Genomic DNA, 20,133 nt, shown 5'->3' on the forward strand with positions numbered 1-20,133 from the left:
CGAGCCTGCTCGCGATGGCGTCACCGCGGTGTTTCAGTCCGGCTCACACCCCTTCAACACCAACCGGATAATCGTCTGCGCCGCCGCTTCATAATCCGCCTCGTCCAGCTTGTCCTTCCCCGTGACTGCAGAAATCTGCCAGTCGAAGTCGGCGTAGGTCTGGGTCGCGGCCCAGATGCTGAACATCAGGTGGTTGGGGTCGATCGGGGCGATCTGGCCGCGATCGATCCAGCTCTGGATGCAGTCGATGTTGTGCTTGGCCTGGCCGTTGAGCTGCTCGACCAGATCGGCGCTCAGGTGCGGCGCGCCGTGCATGATTTCGCTGGCAAATACTTTCGAGGCGAAGGGCAGGTCGCGGGAGATGCGGATCTTCGAGCGGATATAGCCACTCAGCACTTCGCTCGGTACACCGTCCGGATTGAACGGGGTCGAAGCCTGCAAGATCGGCACGATGATGCTTTCCAATACCTCGCGGTAAAGGTTTTCCTTGGACTTGAAGTAGTAGTAGACGTTGGGCTTGGGCAATCCCGCCTTGGCGGCGATGTCGCTGGTTTTGGTCGCAGCGAAGCCCTTGTCGGCAAACTCCTCACTGGCGGCACGCAGGATCAGTTCTTTGTTGCGCTCGCGGATTGTGCTCATAAACCCGGTGGTTCCTTGCCTGTTCTGGCGGTTGCGCATGGTAGCACCGGCCTCGCGCGGCGCTCAAGAATGCCCCGCGTGGTCTGTGGTCGCGTTATGCTTCGCAACATTCGTACATAAAAGGAAACAGGATTCATGGCAGGAAGCAGTTTGCTGGTGCTGATCGATGACATCGCCACCGTTCTGGACGACGTTGCATTGATGACCAAAATGGCCGCCAAGAAGACCGCCGGGGTGCTCGGCGATGATCTGGCGCTCAATGCCCAGCAAGTCTCCGGCGTACGTGCCGAGCGGGAAATTCCCGTGGTCTGGGCGGTGGCCAAGGGCTCGTTCGTCAACAAACTGATCCTGGTGCCGTCGGCGTTGGCGATCAGTGCGTTCGTACCGTGGCTGGTGACGCCGTTGCTAATGGTCGGCGGTGCTTACTTGTGTTTCGAAGGTTTCGAGAAGCTCGCGCACAAGTTTTTGCACAGCGAAGCTGAAGATGAAGCAGGGCACGCGCAGCTGACTGAGGCGGTAGCTGATCCGGCGACCGATCTGGTGGCGTACGAGAAGGACAAGATCAAAGGTGCGATTCGCACTGACTTCATCCTGTCTGCAGAAATCATTGCGATCACCTTGGGCACCGTGGCTGATGCTTCGTTGACGCAGCAAGTGATCGTGATGTCTGGTATCGCCATCGTCATGACGGTGGGCGTTTATGGCCTGGTGGCGGGCATCGTCAAACTCGACGATCTCGGTTTGTGGCTGACCCAGAAGCCTGGGCAGTTCGCGAAGAAAATCGGCAGCGCCATTCTCAGCGCTGCACCGTACATGATGAAGACCTTGTCGGTGGTCGGTACGGCGGCAATGTTCCTGGTCGGCGGCGGCATCCTCACCCATGGCGTGCCGGTGCTGCATCACTGGATTGAAGGTGTTGGCGCGGCGGCCGGCAGTGTCGGGTTTGCGGTGCCGATGTTGCTCAATGGTGTGGCGGGGATCATCGCTGGCGCGGTGGTGTTGGCGGTGGTTGCCGTCGTCGGCAAAATCTGGCGCGCGATCAAAGGCTGAACGCAATATCCCTGTGGGAGCGAGCCTGCTCGCGAAGGCGTCGAGTCAGTCAGCTCTTCAGGTGCTGATGCACCGCATTCGCGAGCAGGCTCGCTCCCACATTGGATTTTGGTGATGCCACGAAAAAGGGCCATTCGACTCGCATCGAATGGCCCTTTTTTGTACCTGCCGAAAACTACTCGGCGATCTGCAACTTGCGCGCCTCGGTATACACGTAACGCACTTTCTCGTACTCGAACGGCGAGTTCATCTGGCCATAACGGAAGCTGGTCTGATAACGCTTGTCGACCGCACGCAGGGCCCAGATTTCCGGGTGGTTGGAGCTGACTTCCGAGACGTTGAGGAAGTTGATCGCCGATTCGGCGGTGTAATCCACAGCCAGGCCTGCGGTATCGCGGATGTTCGACGGGCCGAAGATCGGCAGTACGAAGTAGGCGCCCCCCGGCACACCATAGAAGCCCAACGTCTGACCGAAGTCTTCGCTCTGACGCGGCAGGCCCATGGCGGTGGCTGGGTCCCACAAACCGGCAATGCCGATGGTGGTGTTGAGCAGCAGCCGCGCGGTGGTTTCCATCGAGCGCTGGCCCTTGAACTGCAACAGGCTGTTGACCAGGTTCGGCACGTCACCGAGGTTGTTGAAGAAGTTGCTCACACCCGTACGGACGAAGCTTGGCGTGATGTAACGATAGCCGTCGACCACCGGCAGAAACACCCATTGGTCGAAGCGATAGTTGAAGTGGTAGACCCGGCGGTTCCACGATTCCAGCGGGTCGTAGACGTTCAGCGCGTTGAGCGTCGAGCGCTCGAACTCGCGTTGATCCAGCCCCGGGTTGAACTTGAGTTTCGACAGCGGCTCTTTGAAGCCGTCGCTGTCGACCACGACGGGCGCGTTGGCTTTACTGTTGTCGGCCTGGGCCACGCCTGCGCAGAGAAGCGCTGCAATCAGCAGGAGATATTTAGCCACGGAAGAACTCCAGCATGGCGTCGCTGTTGACGCGGTAGTTAAGGTTGCCGCAGTGGCCGCCCAGTGGATAAACAGTCAGGCGATCACCGAAGGTCTTGCGCAGGAAACCGAGGTCGCCCGGGCCGAGGATCACGTCGTCGGCGTTGTGCATCACGGCGATTTTCGGGCTGTCGTGCAGGTAATCCTTGAGCGCATACAGGCTGACCTGATCGATCAGTTGCAGCAGGCTGCCGCCGTCGGTGCGCGCGCGCCACATCGGGATCACCTGATCGGTCAGGTAGCAGTCGAAGTCGCACTGCAGCGCACGCTTGAGGAACGGCGTGAGGCTGGTGCCTTCGGTGATCGGGAATTTCGGCGGGGTGATCAGGCCGCGACGGTTGATCAGGTCCGAGGTGAACGCGATGTCGGCCGCAGAGAAACGGAACGAGGTGCCGATCAGCATCGCCATCTGTTCGTTGGTCAGGTGTTGCTTGGACTGCTGGAAGTCGTAGAGCAACGCATCGTTGAGGTCGATGTAGCCTTTCTGCTGGAAGTAGCGGGTCAGCTTGCCCAGCACCAGTTCATAGAACGTGGTGCTGCTGTTGATGCCTTTGACTTCGGTCTGCACCAGCTTGTCGAGGTTGGTGACCGAGGTGTAAAGGTTGACCGGCGGGTTGAGCAGCAGGACTTTCTTGAAGTTGAAGCTGCGGCGCGTCTCGTCCAGATGCGCGACAAACGCAGCATCAAGGGCGCCGAGGCTGTAGCCGGTCAGATAATACTCGGTGACCGGCAGCTTCGGATTCTGCGCCCGTACGGCCTGCATCACCCGGTACATGTCTTCGGCGTCTTCCTTGGTCACGCCCGGGGTCGCGAAGCGGGAGGCGGCGCTGATGAAGTCGAAACTGGTCGGCGACGACAACTGCACGACGTGGTAACCCGCTTTGTAATAGAGCTTTTTCAGGTATTCGTTGAGCGTGCTGTCATAGCGTGCGCCGGTGCCGGCGATCAGGAAAATCAGCGGTGCCGGTTTGTCTTGGGTGGCGATGCGATAGGTGAGCTTTTTCACTGCCCAGAAGTTGTCCGGCAGGATGAACTCGCGCTCCGGGCGCAACGTCAGGCTGCGGTCCGTCTGATTGATGTCATCGTCGAGCGGCAGCTCCGGGCGTAAATCGGGCGGGGTCGTGGCGATGGTCGCCTCGAACGGGTTGGTCAGCGGGTAGCCATAACTGGCGGCATCGATATCCACCGCCAGTGCGGACGCACTCAAAATAAGGCCGCTGAACAGCGCGGCGAAGCGCAAGGAACGGAGCATGACTAGATCCCTTAGAGGAAGGTGCCGAATGAAGTTCGCAGGCTATGACCACCGGGCTTGCGCCAAAGTGCCATGCTGCGGCACCAAACAGGCAGAATTCGGAGTAATAGTAGCTGGACGATACACTTTGCACCGACTGAATGAACAGTTAACAGTTGTTAGTTCTTGCACACCGCTGGCGGCAGATTAAGCTGGCCGCCGATTTCCGAAGATTGGAGTGTTTCATGTCCCGCCGCTTGCCCGTGATTCTGCTGCTCGTTCTGTTGCCGTTATGGCTGGCCGCCAGCTATGGCGCACGTTATGGCTTTATGGAGGACGGGCAGTGGGTCGGTATCTGCGTGGATGAGGCCAGTCGCTGGGAATGCCAGGTGCGTTCGAACCTTGGGTTGATGATTCACTTCAAGGTATTGGGCTGGGCGGCGCTCGGCGCGGCGCTGATCGGTTTCGTGCTGCCCGGGCGGGCAGGGTGGTGGCTGGCGGTGTTGGCGCTGGTGTTCGGGGTGCCGGCACTGGCGTTGTACAACACCACGTTGGCGGTGTTTGCGTTGGTGATTGCCGGGTTGCGTCTGGTCCGCGAGTCCCGTAGCGCCTGACAGTCAGACTTCGCGAGCAAGCTCGCTCCCACATTTGGAATGCATTCTCCTGTGGGAGCGAGCTTGCTCGCGAAGAGGTCTTTAGCCTCGCTGAAAATCAGTCCTTGCGAACGCGCAGGCAGCGCCACAAAGCAACCACCATCAACACACTCACCAACGCCCAGCCCCACGCCTGCTGATTCTGCAAACCTTCCTGATACAACTGCGGCGCAATCCCCGCCCCGACAATAAACGTCAGCAGAGCAATCTCGCGACGTGGCACGTTGACCGGGCGACACAGATAAACCAGCGCCGCCAGCACGAACGCCATGCTCGCAAAGCTGCGATAACGCGGATCGAAGACCATCTCGAGCATCATCACCGCAGCGGCAAAACCTGCCGCCGCGACCAGCCAGCCGGCCCGGCGCTCAAGCAGATTGAACGCCCGCTCACGCCAGCCGGTACGGGCGCTCAACGTCAACGCAGCGTGCGCCAACACCAACAGATTCAGCGCCGTCAGCAAACCGACCCACAGCCACTCACTGGCAAATCGCGTGGTCACCCGCGCCAGATCACCCCAGGCGCCGATCGAGCAGGCGGCGAGGGCGCCCAGCAGCGGCAACACCAGCGCCGAGCGCGTAGTGCGAACGCGACCGCCGAGCATCAGCGTGCCAAGAAAAATCAAACCACCGACCGCCAGCCATTCCTTCCAGTACGGCACGTTGGTCACTGGCCCGGCGAGCACGCCTTTGTCCTGACGATCCGCGTCGAACAGCCCCCAGTAACCGCCGACCGCGCCTTCACTGCCGCGCTTCCACGGCTGGTCAAACGCTTCGATCAGGTTGTAATGCCAGCCTTCCTTCTCGGCCATCGCGACAAAACCACGAATGAATTTGGCCTCGTTGACCCGGCTCGGCAGGGCTGTCTCTCGCTGGCGGCCTTCGCTCGGCCAGCCGGTTTCACCGATCATCACGTCTTTCGGCGCAAATTTATTGCCGAACACTTGGCGCACATCCGCGACGTGTTGCAGGGCGACATCGATGTTCGATGGATCATCCTCCCAATACGGCAGCAAATGGATGGTCAGGAAATCCACCGCTGGCGCGACTTCCGGATGCTTGAGCCAGAACTCCCAGACATCGGCGTACGTGACCGGTTGCCTGACCTGGCTTTTGACCTTATTGATCAGCTTCGCCAGTTGCGCACCGGTAACTTCCTTGCGCAGCAAGGCTTCGTTACCGACGATCACTGCACTGACTACGTCCGGGTTGGCGTTGGCCGATTTGATCAGCAGGTCGACTTCTTTCTCGGTGTCCACCGGGTTGCTGTTGACCCAGGCGCCGATCATCAATTTCAGTCCATGTTTGCGCGCCAGATCCGGCAGCGCCTCAAGGCCCGTCATCGAATAGGTGCGAATGCACTCAAAGCGAGTCGCCAGCAACGCGAGGTCAGCGTCCATGCGTTCCGGGCGCAGCTTGAACGGCACGTCGAATGGCGACTGGTCTTTATCGAACGGCGTGTAGGAGGCGCATTGCAATTTGTGCGTCGGGGTCGCGGCGTCCGGCAGGATTACCGGTTGGCCGAGGCCGTACCAGAAGCCGCCGAGGGCAAACAGCCCGAGCAGGCAGGCGAAGAGATAAGGCAAAAAGGGGAAGCGGGAAGTCGCGGACATGGTCAGGCCGAGTGGCTGCAAAGCGAGGCATGTTACCTGCATTTATAGAGGGGTTGGTGACCGGCATGATTTGTACATGCAAAGTTCGGGCGGATTATTTGGCGTCATTTATATAGCCGCGATTAATGGCCTTCTGATGTCGTTTCTCGTTGCCTTGAGGTCGCTGACAGAGCAGGTCGCCTGCGGCGTCAGGTTGATGATCAAGGCATCAGTACTCCGCTGATGTTCGAGTTGGTTTGCGGTCAGGCGTGATGGGGGCGCTGTGCACCATAACAATACGTTGACGATGCCCGGCATCCGTCGGGCGCAGCATTTCGGGGAAGTAACGATGAAGATGCGACGACTTTTAGGCGCAGGTGCCGCTCTGGTGCTTGCGATGAGTTCCACTTTCGCCAGCGCAGAAAAACAGACCCTGAACATCGGTTACGTTGACGGTTGGTCCGACAGCGTCGCGACCACCCACGTGGCGGCCGAAGTGATCAAGCAGAAACTCGGCTACGACGTGAAACTGCAAGCCGTCGCCACCGGGATCATGTGGCAGGGTGTTGCCACCGGCAAGCTCGACGCCATGCTCTCGGCCTGGCTGCCCGTGACCCACGGCGAATACTGGACGAAGAACAAGGATCTGGTCGTCGATTACGGCCCGAACTTCAAGGATGCGAAAATCGGCCTGATCGTGCCGGAGTATGTGAAAGCCAAGTCGATCGAAGACCTGAAAACCGACGACACCTTCAAGAATCGCATCGTCGGCATCGACGCCGGTTCAGGCGTGATGCTCAAGACCGATCAGGCGATCAAGGATTATGGCCTCGACAAGTATTCGCTCAAGGCCAGTTCCGGCGCTGGCATGATCGCCGAGCTGACCCGTGCCGAGAAGAAAAACGAATCGATCGCCGTTACCGGTTGGGTGCCGCACTGGATGTTCGCCAAGTGGAAACTGCGCTTCCTCGACGATCCGAAAGGCGTGTATGGCGCGGCTGAAACCGTGAACAGCATCGGCAGCAAAGAACTGGCGACCAAAGCGCCGGAAGTGGCCAAGTTCCTGAAGAACTTCCAGTGGGCGTCGAAAGACGAAATCGGCGAAGTCATGCTGGCGATTCAGGACGGTGCCAAGCCTGACGCAGCTGCCAAGGATTGGGTCGCCAAGCACCCGGATCGCGTGGCTGACTGGACCAAATAACCGCCACACCGCCGTACTCCACTGTGGGAGCGAGCCTGCTCGCGAATGCGATCTGTCAGTTGATACATATTTCGACTGAACCGACGCTTTCGCGAGCAGGCTCGCTCCCACATTTATTTATGCATGCTTGAAATTGGCAAAAGTGTCATGGCGTTCTACTACTAAGGTCGTCTGTTACCGCTCCCGCAGCCGCATACATTAGCTATGTTCCAATAATAATCTGTGCTGCGAGGATAAAAACAATGAACGACAGCATTTACCTCTCGATTCAAAACAGTCCCCGATTCAAGGAGCTGGTTCAGAAAAGGGAACGATTCGCCTGGATTCTCTCGGCAATCATGCTTGGGCTTTACTCCGCATTCATCCTGCTGATCGCGTACGGGCCGCAAGTGCTCGGGGCGAAACTCAGTCCTGAATCTTCGATTACCTGGGGTATTCCGATCGGTGTCGGCCTGATTATCTCGGCCTTCGTCCTGACCGGTATTTACGTGCGCCGCGCCAATGGCGAGTTTGACGACCTGAACAATGCGATTCTCAAGGAGGCTCAGCAATGATCCGGCGTCTACTGGCTCTTCTGAGCATCTCGGCGTTCGCGCCAGCCGTCTGGGCCGCTGACGCCCTGACTGGCGAAGTTCACAAGCAACCGCTCAACGTCGCGGCGATCGCCATGTTCGTAGTGTTCGTTGGCGCCACCCTGTGCATCACGTACTGGGCGTCCAAGCGCAACAAGTCGGCTGCCGACTACTATGCGGCGGGCGGCAAGATCACCGGTTTCCAGAACGGTCTGGCGATTGCCGGTGACTATATGTCGGCGGCGTCCTTCCTGGGGATTTCCGCGCTGGTGTTCACTTCCGGCTACGATGGCCTGATCTACTCGATCGGCTTCCTGGTGGGCTGGCCGATCATTCTGTTCCTGATCGCCGAGCGTCTGCGCAACCTGGGTAAATACACCTTTGCCGACGTGGCGTCCTACCGCCTCGGGCAAACCCAGATCCGCACGCTGTCTGCCTGCGGTTCGCTGGTGGTGGTGGCGTTCTACCTGATCGCGCAAATGGTCGGTGCCGGCAAGCTGATCCAGCTGTTGTTCGGCCTCGACTACTACGTGGCGGTGATTCTGGTCGGTATCCTGATGTGCATGTACGTGCTGTTCGGCGGCATGCTGGCTACCACTTGGGTACAGATCATCAAAGCCGTGCTGTTGCTGTCCGGTGCCTCGTTCATGGCGCTGATGGTGATGAAGCACGTCAACTTCGACTTCAATATGCTGTTCTCCGAGGCGATCAAGGTTCACCCGAAAGGTGAGGCGATCATGAGTCCGGGCGGTCTGGTGAAAGATCCGATTTCGGCGTTCTCGCTGGGTCTGGCACTGATGTTCGGTACTGCGGGCCTGCCGCACATCCTTATGCGCTTCTTCACCGTGAGTGACGCTAAAGAAGCCCGTAAGAGTGTGTTGTACGCGACTGGCTTCATTGGTTACTTCTACATCCTGACCTTCATCATCGGCTTTGGCGCAATTCTGCTGGTCAGCACTAACCCAGCCTTTAAAGATGCAGCGGGCGCTCTGCTCGGCGGCAACAACATGGCGGCGGTGCACCTGGCTGATGCGGTGGGCGGCAGTATCTTCCTTGGCTTTATCTCGGCGGTAGCGTTTGCGACCATTCTGGCGGTAGTTGCCGGTCTGACCCTGGCCGGTGCTTCGGCGGTGTCTCACGACTTGTATGCCAGCGTGATCAAGAAGGGCAAGGCCAACGACAAGGATGAGATTCGCGTTTCGAAGATCACCACGATCGCACTTGGGATCCTGGCTATTGGCTTGGGTATCTTGTTCGAAAGCCAGAACATTGCGTTCATGGTAGGCCTGGCCTTCTCGATCGCGGCGAGTTGCAATTTCCCGGTGCTGTTGCTTTCGATGTACTGGAAGAAGTTGACCACTCGTGGTGCGATGATTGGCGGTTGGCTGGGGCTGGTCAGTGCGGTTGGTTTGATGGTGCTTGGGCCGACCATCTGGGTGCAGATCCTGCATCATGAGAAGGCGATCTTCCCTTACGAGTATCCGGCGCTGTTTTCGATGATTATCGCCTTTGTGGGTATTTGGTTCTTCTCGATTACGGATAAGTCGGCGGCTGCGGATAACGAGCGTGCGCTGTTCTTCCCGCAGTTTGTGCGTTCGCAGACTGGGTTGGGGGCGAGTGGGGCGGTTTCGCATTGATGGTTTGATGGTTTTGTAAATGTTTTGCTGAATGCCCCGGTTTAGAGATCGGGGCATTTTTATTGGGCGGTTATCGGCTAGAGCTGTGTACATATCCGTTGCTGCGGTAACGGCTGCTTAGGGTTTCGCCCTTACGGCGACTCACTTTTTTACAAGCGCCTAAAAAAGTAAGCAAAAAACGCTTGCTCCTACGTTCGGCCCGCTCGCTGGGGCTCGGGGTTCCTTCGCTGCGGGATCGATCCGGGCGCAGTGCCTACGGTTTGCTTCGCTGCACCTCCTCTCGCTGCGTTTGGCTGCGCCAAACGGTCGCTGCGCTCCCACCCGCCGGATCAATCCCTCCGCTCAGCCTTCCGACGTCGCCTTACAGATCAAGAGCTGCAGCCGAGCTAACGCTCATCCTGTTGAGTGGTGAGGAGCAACAGCGCGCTCGGCTTTGGATTGGTTGTGGATTCGCCCCTCACCCCAGCCCTCTCCCGGAGGGAGAGGGGGCCGATCTGTGGGTGTTTCAAGACCTGAGTTCACCGCGGTATCGCACGTCGGCGTAGCTCTCGCAATCACCTCGGTCAGTTCCCTCTCCCCCCGGGAGGGAGAGGGGGCCGATCTGTGGGTGTTTCAAGGCCTGAGTTCACCGCGGTATCGCACGTCGGCGTATCTCTCGCAATCACCTCGGTCAGTCCCCTCTCCCTCCGGGAGGGAGAGGGGGCCGATCTGTGGGTGTTTCAAGGCCTGAGTTCACCGCGGTATCGCACGTCGGCGTAGCTCTCCCAAACACCTCAATCAGTCCCCTCTCCCTCCGGGAGAGGGCTAGGGTGAGGGGCTCTTGATCTGGCTTGTGATCTTGATCTGGCTTTGGCTTCGGCTTTTGATCTTTTGCCCCATCGGCAGGCCGAGCGTAGGTGTTCATCCGGGGGTAGGCGCGCAGCGCCCTGCGGCGCAGCCGCATACATCGAGAGGAGGTGCAGCGAAGCAAACCGTAGGCGATGCCCCCGGATGGGCACCGTAGCGAGGGAACACTGAGCCTAAGCGAAGTGCCGTACGCCGGGGCAAAGCCTTTTGGGTTACCTTTTCGGCGTTTGGAAAAGGTGACTCGCTGTAAAAGCGAAACCGCCAGCAGCAGCACCCGCAGCAACGGATATGCCCCCAATCCCCAATCCCCAATCCCCAGACAAACAAAAACGGCCCCTATATAAATAGAGGCCGTTCTCGGTACAACTTAAGACTTCATCGCAAGACAAATCTTATTTGCGGTCTTCCAGCTTGGTGATATCACGCGACTCATAGCCAGTGTACAACTGGCGCGGACGGCCAATCTTGTACGGGCTGGAGAGCATTTCTTTCCAGTGGGAGATCCAGCCAACAGTACGTGCCAACGCAAAAATCACGGTGAACATGCTGGTCGGAATGCCGATCGCCTTGAGGATGATCCCCGAGTAGAAGTCGACGTTCGGGTACAGCGAGCGCTCGATGAAGTACGGGTCAGTCAACGCAATCTCTTCCAGGCGCATGGCCAGTTCGAGTTGCGGATCGTTGTTGATGCCCAGTTCCTTCAGTACTTCGTCGCAGGTCTGCTTCATTACAGTCGCGCGAGGGTCGCGGTTCTTGTAAACGCGGTGACCGAAGCCCATCAGTTTGAACGAATCGTTCTTGTCCTTGGCCTTGGCGATGAACTTGTCGATGTTCGAAACATCGCCAATCTCGTCAAGCATGGTCAACACGGCTTCGTTCGCACCGCCGTGAGCAGGACCCCACAGTGCGGCGATACCGGCGGCGATACAGGCAAACGGGTTGGCACCCGAAGAACCTGCCAGACGCACGGTGGAGGTCGAAGCGTTCTGCTCGTGGTCGGCGTGGAGGATGAAGATCCGGTCCATGGCCTTGGCGAGTACCGGGCTGATCGGTTTGATCTCGCACGGGGTGTTGAACATCATGTGCAGGAAGTTTTCCGCGTACGTCAGGTCGTTGCGCGGGTACATCATGGGTTGGCCCATGGAGTACTTGTAAACCATCGCTGCCAGGGTAGGCATCTTGGCAACCAGACGGATCGCGGAGATTTCGCGATGCTGCGGGTTATTGATGTCGAGGGAGTCGTGGTAGAAGGCCGAGAGGGCGCCGACTACACCGCACATGACGGCCATCGGGTGGGCGTCGCGACGGAAACCGTTGAAGAAGGTTTTCAGCTGCTCGTGAACCATGGTGTGGTTTTTCACGGTGCTGACGAACTGGGCCTTCTGTTCTGCGGTCGGCAATTCGCCGTTGAGCAGCAGGTAGCAGGTTTCCAGGTAGTCCGACTTTTCAGCCAGCTGTTCGATCGGGTAACCGCGGTGCAACAGAATGCCGTTGTCGCCGTCGATATAGGTGATCTTCGACTCGCACGAGGCGGTCGACATGAAACCCGGGTCGAAAGTGAAGCGGCCCGTGGCCGTCAGGCCCCGAACATCAATAACATCGGGACCAACGGTGCCGGTTAAAATGGGCAGCTCGACGGGGGCTGCGCCCTCGATGATCAACTGCGCTTTTTTGTCAGCCATGTGGCCTCCTATTTATGCTTGAACCATCAGACAGACCCCCCACGCAGGGCCCGCACCACTATAGTGAGATAAATTCGAATGTCAATTTGCCTAAAGTCTTGCTCCAGAAGGCTTTAAGCGCACTTTTTCCTCGAAATTGACTGCCATTTACGCCTTTTATGCAACTTGTGCAATCAGCTATTGGGGGTAGGTGATTGCGTTGTCATTAGTAGCCTAACTGTCTATACTCGGCCACCGACCGCCAAGGGCTTTTGGGCTTGCTTTCATTGGGGGTCGCATCCCTGGGTGGTGGTTACCTGACCAGTGCACTCCCCAACAACTTTGCCCTGATTGTTAGGGGCTCTTCAGTGTGAAAAAAAGCCGTGAAAAGCCAACGACCTGTAAACCTAGACCTAAGGACCATCAAACTCCCAGTCACTGCTTACACGTCCATTCTTCACCGAATCTCCGGTGTCATCCTCTTCGTGTGCCTTGCCATCATGCTTTACGCATTGGACAAGTCGCTGAGCTCCGAGGAAGGCTTCGGTCAGGTGAAAGCGTGTCTGACCAGTCCGCTAGCCAAGCTAGTGATTTGGGGCATCCTGTCCGCTCTGCTGTATCACCTGGTAGCCGGTGTGCGCCATTTGATCATGGACATGGGCATCGGTGAGACGCTGGAAGGCGGCAAGCTGGGCTCGAAAATCGTTATCGCCGTTTCCGTGGTGGTAATCGTTCTGGCAGGAGTTTGGATATGGTAACTAACGTCACGAACCTGTCGCGTTCGGGCCTCTATGACTGGATGGCGCAACGTGTGTCTGCGGTCGTTCTCGCGGCTTACTTCATCTTTCTGATCGGATACGTCGTGGCCCACCCTGGCCTCGAGTATGCCCAGTGGCATGAACTGTTCGCCCACAACGGGATGCGTATTTTCAGCCTCCTGGCCCTTGTTGCTCTCGGCGCTCACGCCTGGGTCGGCATGTGGACCATCGCGACTGACTACCTGACGCCAATGGCGTTCGGCAAGTCCGCGACGGCTATACGTTTCCTTTTCCAGGCAGTATGCGGCGTTGCGATGTTCGCTTACTTCGTCTGGGGTGTGCAGATTCTCTGGGGTATCTGAGTCATGGCTAACATTCCAACGATTTCTTTCGACGCCATCATTATTGGTGGTGGCGGGGCCGGCATGCGCGCTGCGCTGCAACTGGCACAGGGCGGTCACAAGACTGCCGTGATCACCAAGGTTTTCCCGACCCGTTCGCACACTGTATCCGCCCAGGGCGGTATCACTTGCGCAATCGCGTCTGCTGACCCGAACGATGACTGGCGCTGGCACATGTACGATACCGTCAAGGGTTCCGACTACATCGGTGACCAGGACGCTATCGAATACATGTGTCAGGAAGGCCCGGCTGCTGTTTATGAGCTGGACCACATGGGCATGCCGTTCTCGCGTACCGAACAAGGCCGTATCTACCAGCGTCCGTTCGGTGGTCAGTCCAAGGACTACGGCAAAGGCGGGCAGGCTGCCCGTACGTGCGCGGCTTCCGACCGTACTGGTCACGCGCTGCTGCACACCCTTTATCAGGGCAACCTGAAAGCCGGTACCACGTTCCTGAACGAGTACTACGCTGTCGACCTGGTGAAAAACCAGGAAGGCGACTTCGTCGGTGTGATCGCAATCTGCATCGAAACCGGCGAAACCACCTACATCCGCGCTAAAGCCACCGTATTGGCTACCGGCGGTGCAGGTCGTATCTACGCTTCCACCACCAACGCCCTGATCAACACCGGTGACGGCGTCGGCATGGCTTTGCGTGCTGGCGTGCCGGTACAAGACATCGAAATGTGGCAGTTCCACCCGACCGGCATCGCGGGCGCCGGTGTACTGGTGACCGAAGGTTGCCGTGGTGAAGGTGGTTACCTGATCAACAAGCACGGCGAGCGTTTCATGGAGCGTTATGCTCCGAACGCCAAAGACCTTGCCGGTCGTGACGTGGTTGCTCGCTCGATGGTTAAAGAAATCATCGCTGGCAACGGTTGCGGTCCGAATGGCGACCACGTACTGCTCAAACTCGACCACTTGGGCGAGGAAGTGCTGCACAGTCGTCTGCCAGGCATCTGCGAACTGTCGAAGACTTTCGCACACGTTGACCCGGTTGTTGCGCCGGTTCCGGTTGTTCCGACTTGCCACTATATGATGGGCGGCGTTGCTACCAACATTCATGGCCAGGCGATCACCCAGGACGCTGAAGGCGTCGACAAGATCATCCCTGGTCTGTTCGCTGTAGGCGAAGTGGCTTGCGTATCGGTTCACGGTGCCAACCGTCTGGGCGGCAACTCGCTGCTCGACCTGGTGGTATTCGGCCGCGCTGCCGGCCTGCACCTGGAAAAGGCGCTGACCGACGGCATCGAATACGACGACGCTACCGAAGCCGACATCGAAGCTGCCCTGTCGCGTCTGAACGCGCTGAACAGCCGTACTGATGGCGAAGACGTGGCAACCCTGCGTCGCGAGCTGCAGAACTGCATGCAGAACTATTTCGGTGTATTCCGTACTGGCGAATACATGCAGAAAGGTATCGCTCAGCTGGCTGACCTGCGTACCCGCATCGCCAACGTGAAGATCAACGATAAGTCGCAGGCGTTCAACACTGCCCGTATCGAAGCGCTGGAACTGCAAAACCTGCTGGAAGTGGCTGAAGCTACTGCCATCGCTGCCGAGGTTCGTAAAGAGTCGCGCGGTGCTCACGCCCGTGAAGACTTCGAAGACCGTGACGACGAAAACTGGCTGTGCCACACCCTGTACTTCCCGGGTGACAAGCGCGTCACCAAGCGTGCCGTGAACTTCTCGCCGAAGACTGTTCCGACTTTTGAACCTAAGATTCGGACTTATTAAGGGTGGCCGCCATGTTGCAAGTCAGCGTATATCGTTACAACCCTGATCAGGACGCCGCGCCGTTCATGCAGGAATTCCAGGTCGATACCGGTGGTAAAGACCTGATGGTGCTGGACGTACTGGCCCTGATCAAAGAGCAGGACGAAGGTTTCTCCTATCGTCGCTCTTGCCGTGAAGGCGTTTGCGGTTCCGACGGCATGAACATCAACGGCAAGAACGGTCTGGCGTGCATCACGCCGCTGTCTGCGGTTGTAAAAGGTAACAAGTTGATCGTTCGTCCGCTGCCAGGTTTGCCGGTTATCCGTGACCTGGTCGTCGATATGAGCATCTTCTACAAGCAATACGAGAAGGTGAAACCTTACCTGCAGAACGACACGCCGGCTCCGGCCATCGAGCGTCTGCAGTCGCCAGAAGAGCGTGAAAAGCTCGACGGTCTGTACGAGTGCATCCTGTGCGCCTGCTGCTCGACTTCGTGCCCGTCCTTCTGGTGGAACCCGGACAAGTTCCTGGGTCCAGCTGCGCTGCTGCAAGCATATCGCTTCCTGGCAGACAGCCGTGACACCAAGACATCCGAGCGTCTGGCTTCGCTCGATGACCCGTTCAGCGTTTTCCGCTGCCGGGGCATCATGAACTGCGTCAACGTATGTCCGAAAGGCCTGAACCCGACTAAGGCCATCGGTCACATCCGTAACATGCTGCTTTCGAGCGGCGTGTGATTCAGCTGCTGTAACCGCTGTACCGTAGAGGCTGTGGCGCGGGCTTCAACCCGCGTCATGGCTATAACCAGAGCAGTAGCCATAAGCTGCGGCTCTTATTTTGAAGAAATGAGACAAGCAGGGGCATCCGGGCTGGTACCCGGACTATCAGTGTGATCCTAAGTGGCTTGTTTTAGTCGCTGCATTCGGACTTCTGCAAGTTTGCTCGGTGTCGACATCGATGGTGTTCCCCTAACCGAGGGTGACCAAGCATGCAAGAAAGCGTGATGCAGCGCATGTGGAACAGCGCCTACCTTTCAGGTGGAAACGCTGCCTATGTGGAAGAGCTTTATGAGCTCTACCTGCACGACCCTAACGCTGTGCCAGAAGAGTGGCGCACCTACTTTCAGAAGTTGCCTGCCGACGGCAACTCTGCCACTGATGTTTCGCACTCGACAATTCGCGATCATTTCGTGCTGCTGGCAAAGAACCAGCGCCGCGCTCAACCGGTTTCCGCCGGCAGCGTGAGCAGTGAGCACGAGAAGAAGCAAGTTGAAGTGCTGCGATTGATCCAGGCCTACCGTATGCGTGGCCACCAGGCAGCCCAGCTTGACCCGCTGGGGCTGTGGCAGCGTCCTGCACCTGCAGACCTGTCGATCAATCATTACGGCTTGACCAATGCCGATCTTGATACGACCTTCCGTGCCGGCGACCTGTTCATCGGCAAAGAGGAAGCGAGCCTACGCGAAATTCACGAAGCGTTGCAGCAGACATATTGCCGCACCATCGGCGCTGAATTTACGCACATCACCGATTCCGAGCAGCGCCAGTGGTTCCAGCAGCGTCTGGAAAGCGTGCGTGGTCGTCCGACGTACTCCGCCGACATCAAGAGCCACCTGCTTGAGCGCGTGACTGCCGGTGAAGGCCTGGAAAAATACCTGGGCACCAAATACCCGGGCACCAAGCGTTTCGGTCTGGAAGGCGGCGAAAGCCTGATTCCGATGCTCGACGAACTGATCCAGCGTTCCGGTTCCTACGGCACCAAGGAAGTCGTCATCGGCATGGCCCACCGTGGCCGTCTGAACGTGCTGGTCAACACCTTCGGCAAGAACCCGCGCGAGCTGTTCGACGAGTTTGAAGGCAAGAAGAAGGTCGAGCTGGGTTCCGGTGACGTTAAATACCACCAGGGCTTCTCGTCCAACGTAATGACCGCCGGCGGTGAAGTTCACCTGGCCATGGCGTTCAACCCGTCCCACCTGGAAATCGTTTCCCCGGTGGTAGAAGGTTCGGTTCGCGCCCGTCAGGATCGTCGTAACGACCCGACCGGTGAGAAGGTTCTGCCGATCTCCATCCACGGTGACGCTGCATTCGCAGGTCAGGGCGTGGTCATGGAAACCTTCCAGATGTCGCAGACCCGTGGTTTCAAGACCGGCGGTACCGTGCACATCGTGATCAACAACCAGGTCGGTTTCACCATCAGCAACCCGCTGGACTCGCGTTCCACCGAGTACGCCACCGACGTTGCGAAGATGATCCAGGCGCCGATCCTCCATGTGAATGGTGATGATCCGGAAGCTGTGTTGTTCGTGACCCAGCTGGCCATCGACTACCGCATGCAGTTCAAGCGTGACGTGGTGATCGACCTGGTCTGCTACCGTCGTCGCGGCCACAACGAGGCCGACGAGCCAAGCGGCACCCAGCCTCTGATGTATCAGCAGATCACCAAACAGCGCACCACGCGTGAGCTGTACGCTGATCGTCTGACCCAAGGCGGTGTGCTGGACGCTGAACGTGTTCAGGCCAAGGTCGACGAATACCGCAACGCGCTGGACAACGGTCTGCACGTAGTGAAATCGCTGGTCAAAGAGCCGAACAAAGAGCTGTTCGTGGACTGGCGTCCGTATCTGGGCCATGCCTGGACTGCGCGTCACGACACTCGCTTTGATCTGAAGACCCTGCAAGAACTGTCCGCCAAGCTGCTGGAAATTCCGGAAGGCTTCGTGGTTCAGCGTCAGGTCGCGAAGATCTACGAAGACCGTCAGAAGATGCAAGCCGGCGGCCTGCCGATCAACTGGGGTTACGCTGAAACCATGGCGTACGCGACCCTGGCGTTCGAAGGTCACCCGATCCGCATGACCGGTCAGGACATCGGCCGCGGTACGTTCTCGCACCGTCACGCTGTGCTGCACAACCAGAAAGACGCGGGCACCTACATTCCGCTGCAGCACCTGTACGACGGTCAGCCGCGTTTTGACCTGTACGACTCGTTCCTGTCGGAAGAAGCGGTACTGGCGTTCGAATACGGTTACTCGACCACCACGCCGGATGCGCTGGTGATCTGGGAAGCCCAGTTCGGCGACTTCGCCAACGGTGCACAGGTTGTAATCGACCAGTTCATCACCAGCGGCGAGCACAAGTGGGGCCGTCTCTGCGGTCTGACCATGTTGCTGCCACACGGTTACGAAGGTCAGGGCCCTGAGCACAGCTCGGCGCGTCTTGAGCGTTACCTGCAACTGTGCGCCGAGCACAATATTCAGGTTGCCGTCCCGACCACGCCAGCACAGATCTACCACTTGCTGCGTCGTCAGGTGATTCGTCCGCTGCGCAAGCCGTTGATCGTGCTGACTCCGAAGTCGCTGCTGCGCCACAAGCTGGCCATCTCGACCCTGGAAGATCTGGCCGAAGGTTCGTTCCAGACCGTGATCCCGGAAATCGATGCACTGGACCCGAAAAAGGTCGAGCGCGTTGTTCTGTGTAGCGGCAAGGTCTACTACGACCTGCTGGAAAAACGCCGTGCCGAAGGCCGTGAAGATATCGCCATCGTGCGTATCGAGCAGCTGTACCCATTCCCTGAGGACGACTTGAAAGAAGTCCTGGCTCCATACACCAACGTCAAAAATGCCGTTTGGTGTCAGGAAGAGCCGATGAACCAGGGCGCCTGGTACTGCAGCCAGCACCACTTGCGTCGCAGCATCGGGAACCTCGACAAGTCTCTCGTACTTGAGTACGCGGGCCGTGAGGCTTCTGCTGCACCTGCTTGTGGTTACGCATCGATGCACGCCGAGCAGCAGGAAAAACTCCTGCAAGCCGCGTTTACCATTTAATGCCTTCGCGCACCTGAAACCGAATTTAAGGAACTACAGATAATGGCTATCGAGATCAAAGCCCCCACTTTCCCGGAATCGGTTGCCGATGGCACCGTTGCCACCTGGCACAAAAAACCGGGCGACGCTGTCAAGCGCGACGACCTGATCGTCGACATCGAAACCGACAAAGTCGTACTGGAAGTTCTGGCTACCGCTGATGGCGTGCTGGGCGCAATCGTCAAGAACGAAGGCGACACCGTTCTGTCCGACGAAGTGCTGGGCTCCATCGAAGCGGGCGGCGCTGCTGCCGCTGCTCCAGCCGCCGCTGCTGCTCCGGCCGCTGCTGCCGCTGCACCGGCTGCTTCTGAAGGCGAAGACGATCCTGTTGCTGCTCCTGCTGCGCGCAAGCTGGCTGAAGAAAACGGCATCAATATCGCTTCCGTTGCCGGCACCGGCAAAGGCGGGCGTGTGACCAAGGAAGACGTGGTTGCTGCTGTTGCCGCCAAGAAAGCCGCTCCGGCTGCCGCGCCTGCCAAGGCTGCTGCTCCTTCGGCCGCCGCTCCTGTGTTCGCCGCTGGCGACCGCATCGAGAAGCGCGTACCGATGACCCGCGTGCGCGCCACCGTGGCCAAGCGTCTGGTTGAAGCTCAGTCGAACATGGCGATGCTGACCACTTTCAACGAAGTCGACATGACTGAAGTCATGGCTCTGCGTTCGAAGTACAAGGACCTGTTCGAGAAGTCCCACAATGGCGTACGCCTGGGCTTCATGTCGTTCTTCGTGAAAGCGGCTACCGAAGCGCTGAAACGCTTCCCGGCTGTCAACGCTTCGATCGACGGCGCTGACATCGTTTACCACGGCTATGCGGACATCGGCGTTGCCGTTTCCAGCGATCGTGGCCTGGTGGTTCCGGTTCTGCGTAACGCCGAGCTGATGAGCCTGGCTGAAATCGAAGGCGGCATCGCCACTTTCGGCAAGAAAGCCCGTGACGGCAAATTGTCGATGGACGAGATGACCGGTGGTACCTTCACCATCACCAACGGTGGTACCTTCGGTTCGATGATGTCGACCCCGATCGTCAACCCGCCGCAGGCAGCGATTCTGGGCATGCACAACATCATCCAGCGTCCTATGGCCATCAACGGTCAGGTCGTTATCCGTCCGATGATGTACCTGGCACTGTCCTACGATCACCGTCTGATCGATGGCAAAGAAGCTGTGACCTTCCTGGTGACCATCAAGAACCTGCTGGAAGATCCGGCTCGTCTGTTGCTGGATATCTGATAGAAGCAGTCGCGGGCTGTGGGGGTATCGCCGGAAACGGCGGTACAGCCTGCAGCGGGCGGCTTGAAGCTTTTCGCTAAAGAGGATT

16 protein-coding genes are annotated in these 20,133 nt (G+C 58.4%); 11 read left to right on the top strand and 5 right to left on the bottom strand.

All coding sequences use genetic code 11. The features are described from left to right. Window positions 1–33 precede the first annotated feature (33 nt). Entirely contained in the window at window positions 34–639 is a 606-nt protein-coding gene (locus tag L8H52_RS25420) for a TetR/AcrR family transcriptional regulator (RefSeq protein WP_007919931.1), read from the bottom strand. Window positions 640–774: 135 nt separating this feature from the next. Here L8H52_RS25420 and L8H52_RS25425 point away from each other — a divergent pair, with 135 nt between their 5' ends. After that, complete coding sequence (locus tag L8H52_RS25425) at window positions 775–1,689, top strand: DUF808 domain-containing protein (RefSeq protein ID WP_242209276.1); 915 nt, start codon at window positions 775–777, stop codon at window positions 1,687–1,689. A gap of 175 nt (window positions 1,690–1,864) precedes the next feature. Here the strand turns inward: L8H52_RS25425 and L8H52_RS25430 are convergent, their stop codons facing one another. Together L8H52_RS25430 and L8H52_RS25435 are read right to left on the bottom strand one after the other, a co-directional pair. Then, window positions 1,865–2,653 (bottom strand): VacJ family lipoprotein, encoded by a 789-nt coding sequence (locus L8H52_RS25430; RefSeq protein ID WP_242209277.1) that lies wholly within the window; start codon window positions 2,651–2,653, stop codon window positions 1,865–1,867. Then, on the bottom strand, window positions 2,646–3,944 hold the full coding sequence (locus L8H52_RS25435; protein ID WP_242209278.1) for a serine/threonine protein kinase: 1,299 nt from the start codon (window positions 3,942–3,944) through the stop codon (window positions 2,646–2,648). The genes L8H52_RS25430 and L8H52_RS25435 overlap by 8 nt, the downstream gene beginning before the upstream one ends. 224 nt (window positions 3,945–4,168) lie before the next feature. Here L8H52_RS25435 and L8H52_RS25440 point away from each other — a divergent pair, with 224 nt between their 5' ends. Beyond that, window positions 4,169–4,537 (top strand): hypothetical protein, encoded by a 369-nt coding sequence (locus L8H52_RS25440; RefSeq protein WP_242209279.1) that lies wholly within the window; start codon window positions 4,169–4,171, stop codon window positions 4,535–4,537. A 97-nt stretch (window positions 4,538–4,634) separates the two neighbouring features. Here the strand turns inward: L8H52_RS25440 and L8H52_RS25445 are convergent, their stop codons facing one another. Then, window positions 4,635–6,230 carry a beta (1-6) glucans synthase gene (locus tag L8H52_RS25445; RefSeq protein ID WP_242209280.1) on the bottom strand — a complete coding sequence of 532 codons (1,596 nt, stop codon included), beginning with the start codon at window positions 6,228–6,230 and terminating at the stop codon, window positions 4,635–4,637. A 286-nt stretch (window positions 6,231–6,516) separates the two neighbouring features. On the opposite strand from L8H52_RS25445, the gene L8H52_RS25450 reads away from it, so the two are divergent. From L8H52_RS25450 to L8H52_RS25460, 3 genes are all read left to right on the top strand, one after another. After that, a complete protein-coding gene (locus L8H52_RS25450; protein ID WP_105709413.1) occupies window positions 6,517–7,368 on the top strand; it encodes a glycine betaine ABC transporter substrate-binding protein in 852 nt (283 codons plus the stop codon). A 242-nt stretch (window positions 7,369–7,610) separates the two neighbouring features. Continuing rightward, window positions 7,611–7,922 carry a DUF485 domain-containing protein gene (locus L8H52_RS25455; RefSeq protein ID WP_034151547.1) on the top strand — a complete coding sequence of 104 codons (312 nt, stop codon included), beginning with the start codon at window positions 7,611–7,613 and terminating at the stop codon, window positions 7,920–7,922. After that, on the top strand, window positions 7,919–9,577 hold the full coding sequence (locus L8H52_RS25460) for a cation acetate symporter (protein ID WP_242209281.1): 1,659 nt from the start codon (window positions 7,919–7,921) through the stop codon (window positions 9,575–9,577). Before L8H52_RS25455 ends, L8H52_RS25460 begins: the two co-directional genes overlap by 4 nt. Window positions 9,578–10,815: 1,238 nt before the next feature. Here L8H52_RS25460 and gltA read toward each other — a convergent pair. Beyond that, the gene (gene gltA / locus L8H52_RS25465; RefSeq protein ID WP_039763648.1) at window positions 10,816–12,105 is read right to left on the bottom strand and encodes a citrate synthase; all 1,290 of its coding nucleotides are present in this window, start codon (window positions 12,103–12,105) and stop codon (window positions 10,816–10,818) included. 362 nt (window positions 12,106–12,467) lie between these two features. Here gltA and sdhC point away from each other — a divergent pair, with 362 nt between their 5' ends. The 6 genes from sdhC to odhB all read left to right on the top strand — a co-directional run bounded on the left by sdhC (window position 12,468) and on the right by odhB (window position 20,045). Next, window positions 12,468–12,842, top strand: a complete 375-nt coding sequence (sdhC, locus tag L8H52_RS25470) for a succinate dehydrogenase, cytochrome b556 subunit (protein WP_016773673.1) — start codon at window positions 12,468–12,470, stop codon at window positions 12,840–12,842. Next, window positions 12,836–13,204: a succinate dehydrogenase, hydrophobic membrane anchor protein gene (gene sdhD / locus L8H52_RS25475; protein ID WP_003222999.1), complete on the top strand. Its 369-nt coding sequence runs from the start codon at window positions 12,836–12,838 to the stop codon at window positions 13,202–13,204. The genes sdhC and sdhD overlap by 7 nt, the downstream gene beginning before the upstream one ends. Window positions 13,205–13,207: 3 nt before the next feature. Further along, window positions 13,208–14,980: a succinate dehydrogenase flavoprotein subunit gene (gene sdhA, locus L8H52_RS25480; RefSeq protein WP_008077944.1), complete on the top strand. Its 1,773-nt coding sequence runs from the start codon at window positions 13,208–13,210 to the stop codon at window positions 14,978–14,980. 11 nt (window positions 14,981–14,991) lie between these two features. Continuing rightward, window positions 14,992–15,696, top strand: coding sequence for a succinate dehydrogenase iron-sulfur subunit (locus L8H52_RS25485; protein ID WP_003223007.1), 705 nt, complete (start codon window positions 14,992–14,994; stop codon window positions 15,694–15,696). A 251-nt stretch (window positions 15,697–15,947) separates the two neighbouring features. Next, entirely contained in the window at window positions 15,948–18,779 is a 2,832-nt protein-coding gene (locus L8H52_RS25490) for a 2-oxoglutarate dehydrogenase E1 component (protein WP_242209282.1), read from the top strand. Window positions 18,780–18,821: 42 nt separating this feature from the next. Next, window positions 18,822–20,045, top strand: coding sequence for a 2-oxoglutarate dehydrogenase complex dihydrolipoyllysine-residue succinyltransferase (odhB, locus tag L8H52_RS25495; protein WP_242209283.1), 1,224 nt, complete (start codon window positions 18,822–18,824; stop codon window positions 20,043–20,045). The last annotated feature ends 88 nt before the right edge of the window (window positions 20,046–20,133 follow it).

The organism is Pseudomonas sp. CROZ-RG-20F-R04-15 (assembly GCF_022662375.1).
In the GTDB taxonomy this organism is placed as follows: domain Bacteria; phylum Pseudomonadota; class Gammaproteobacteria; order Pseudomonadales; family Pseudomonadaceae; genus Aquipseudomonas.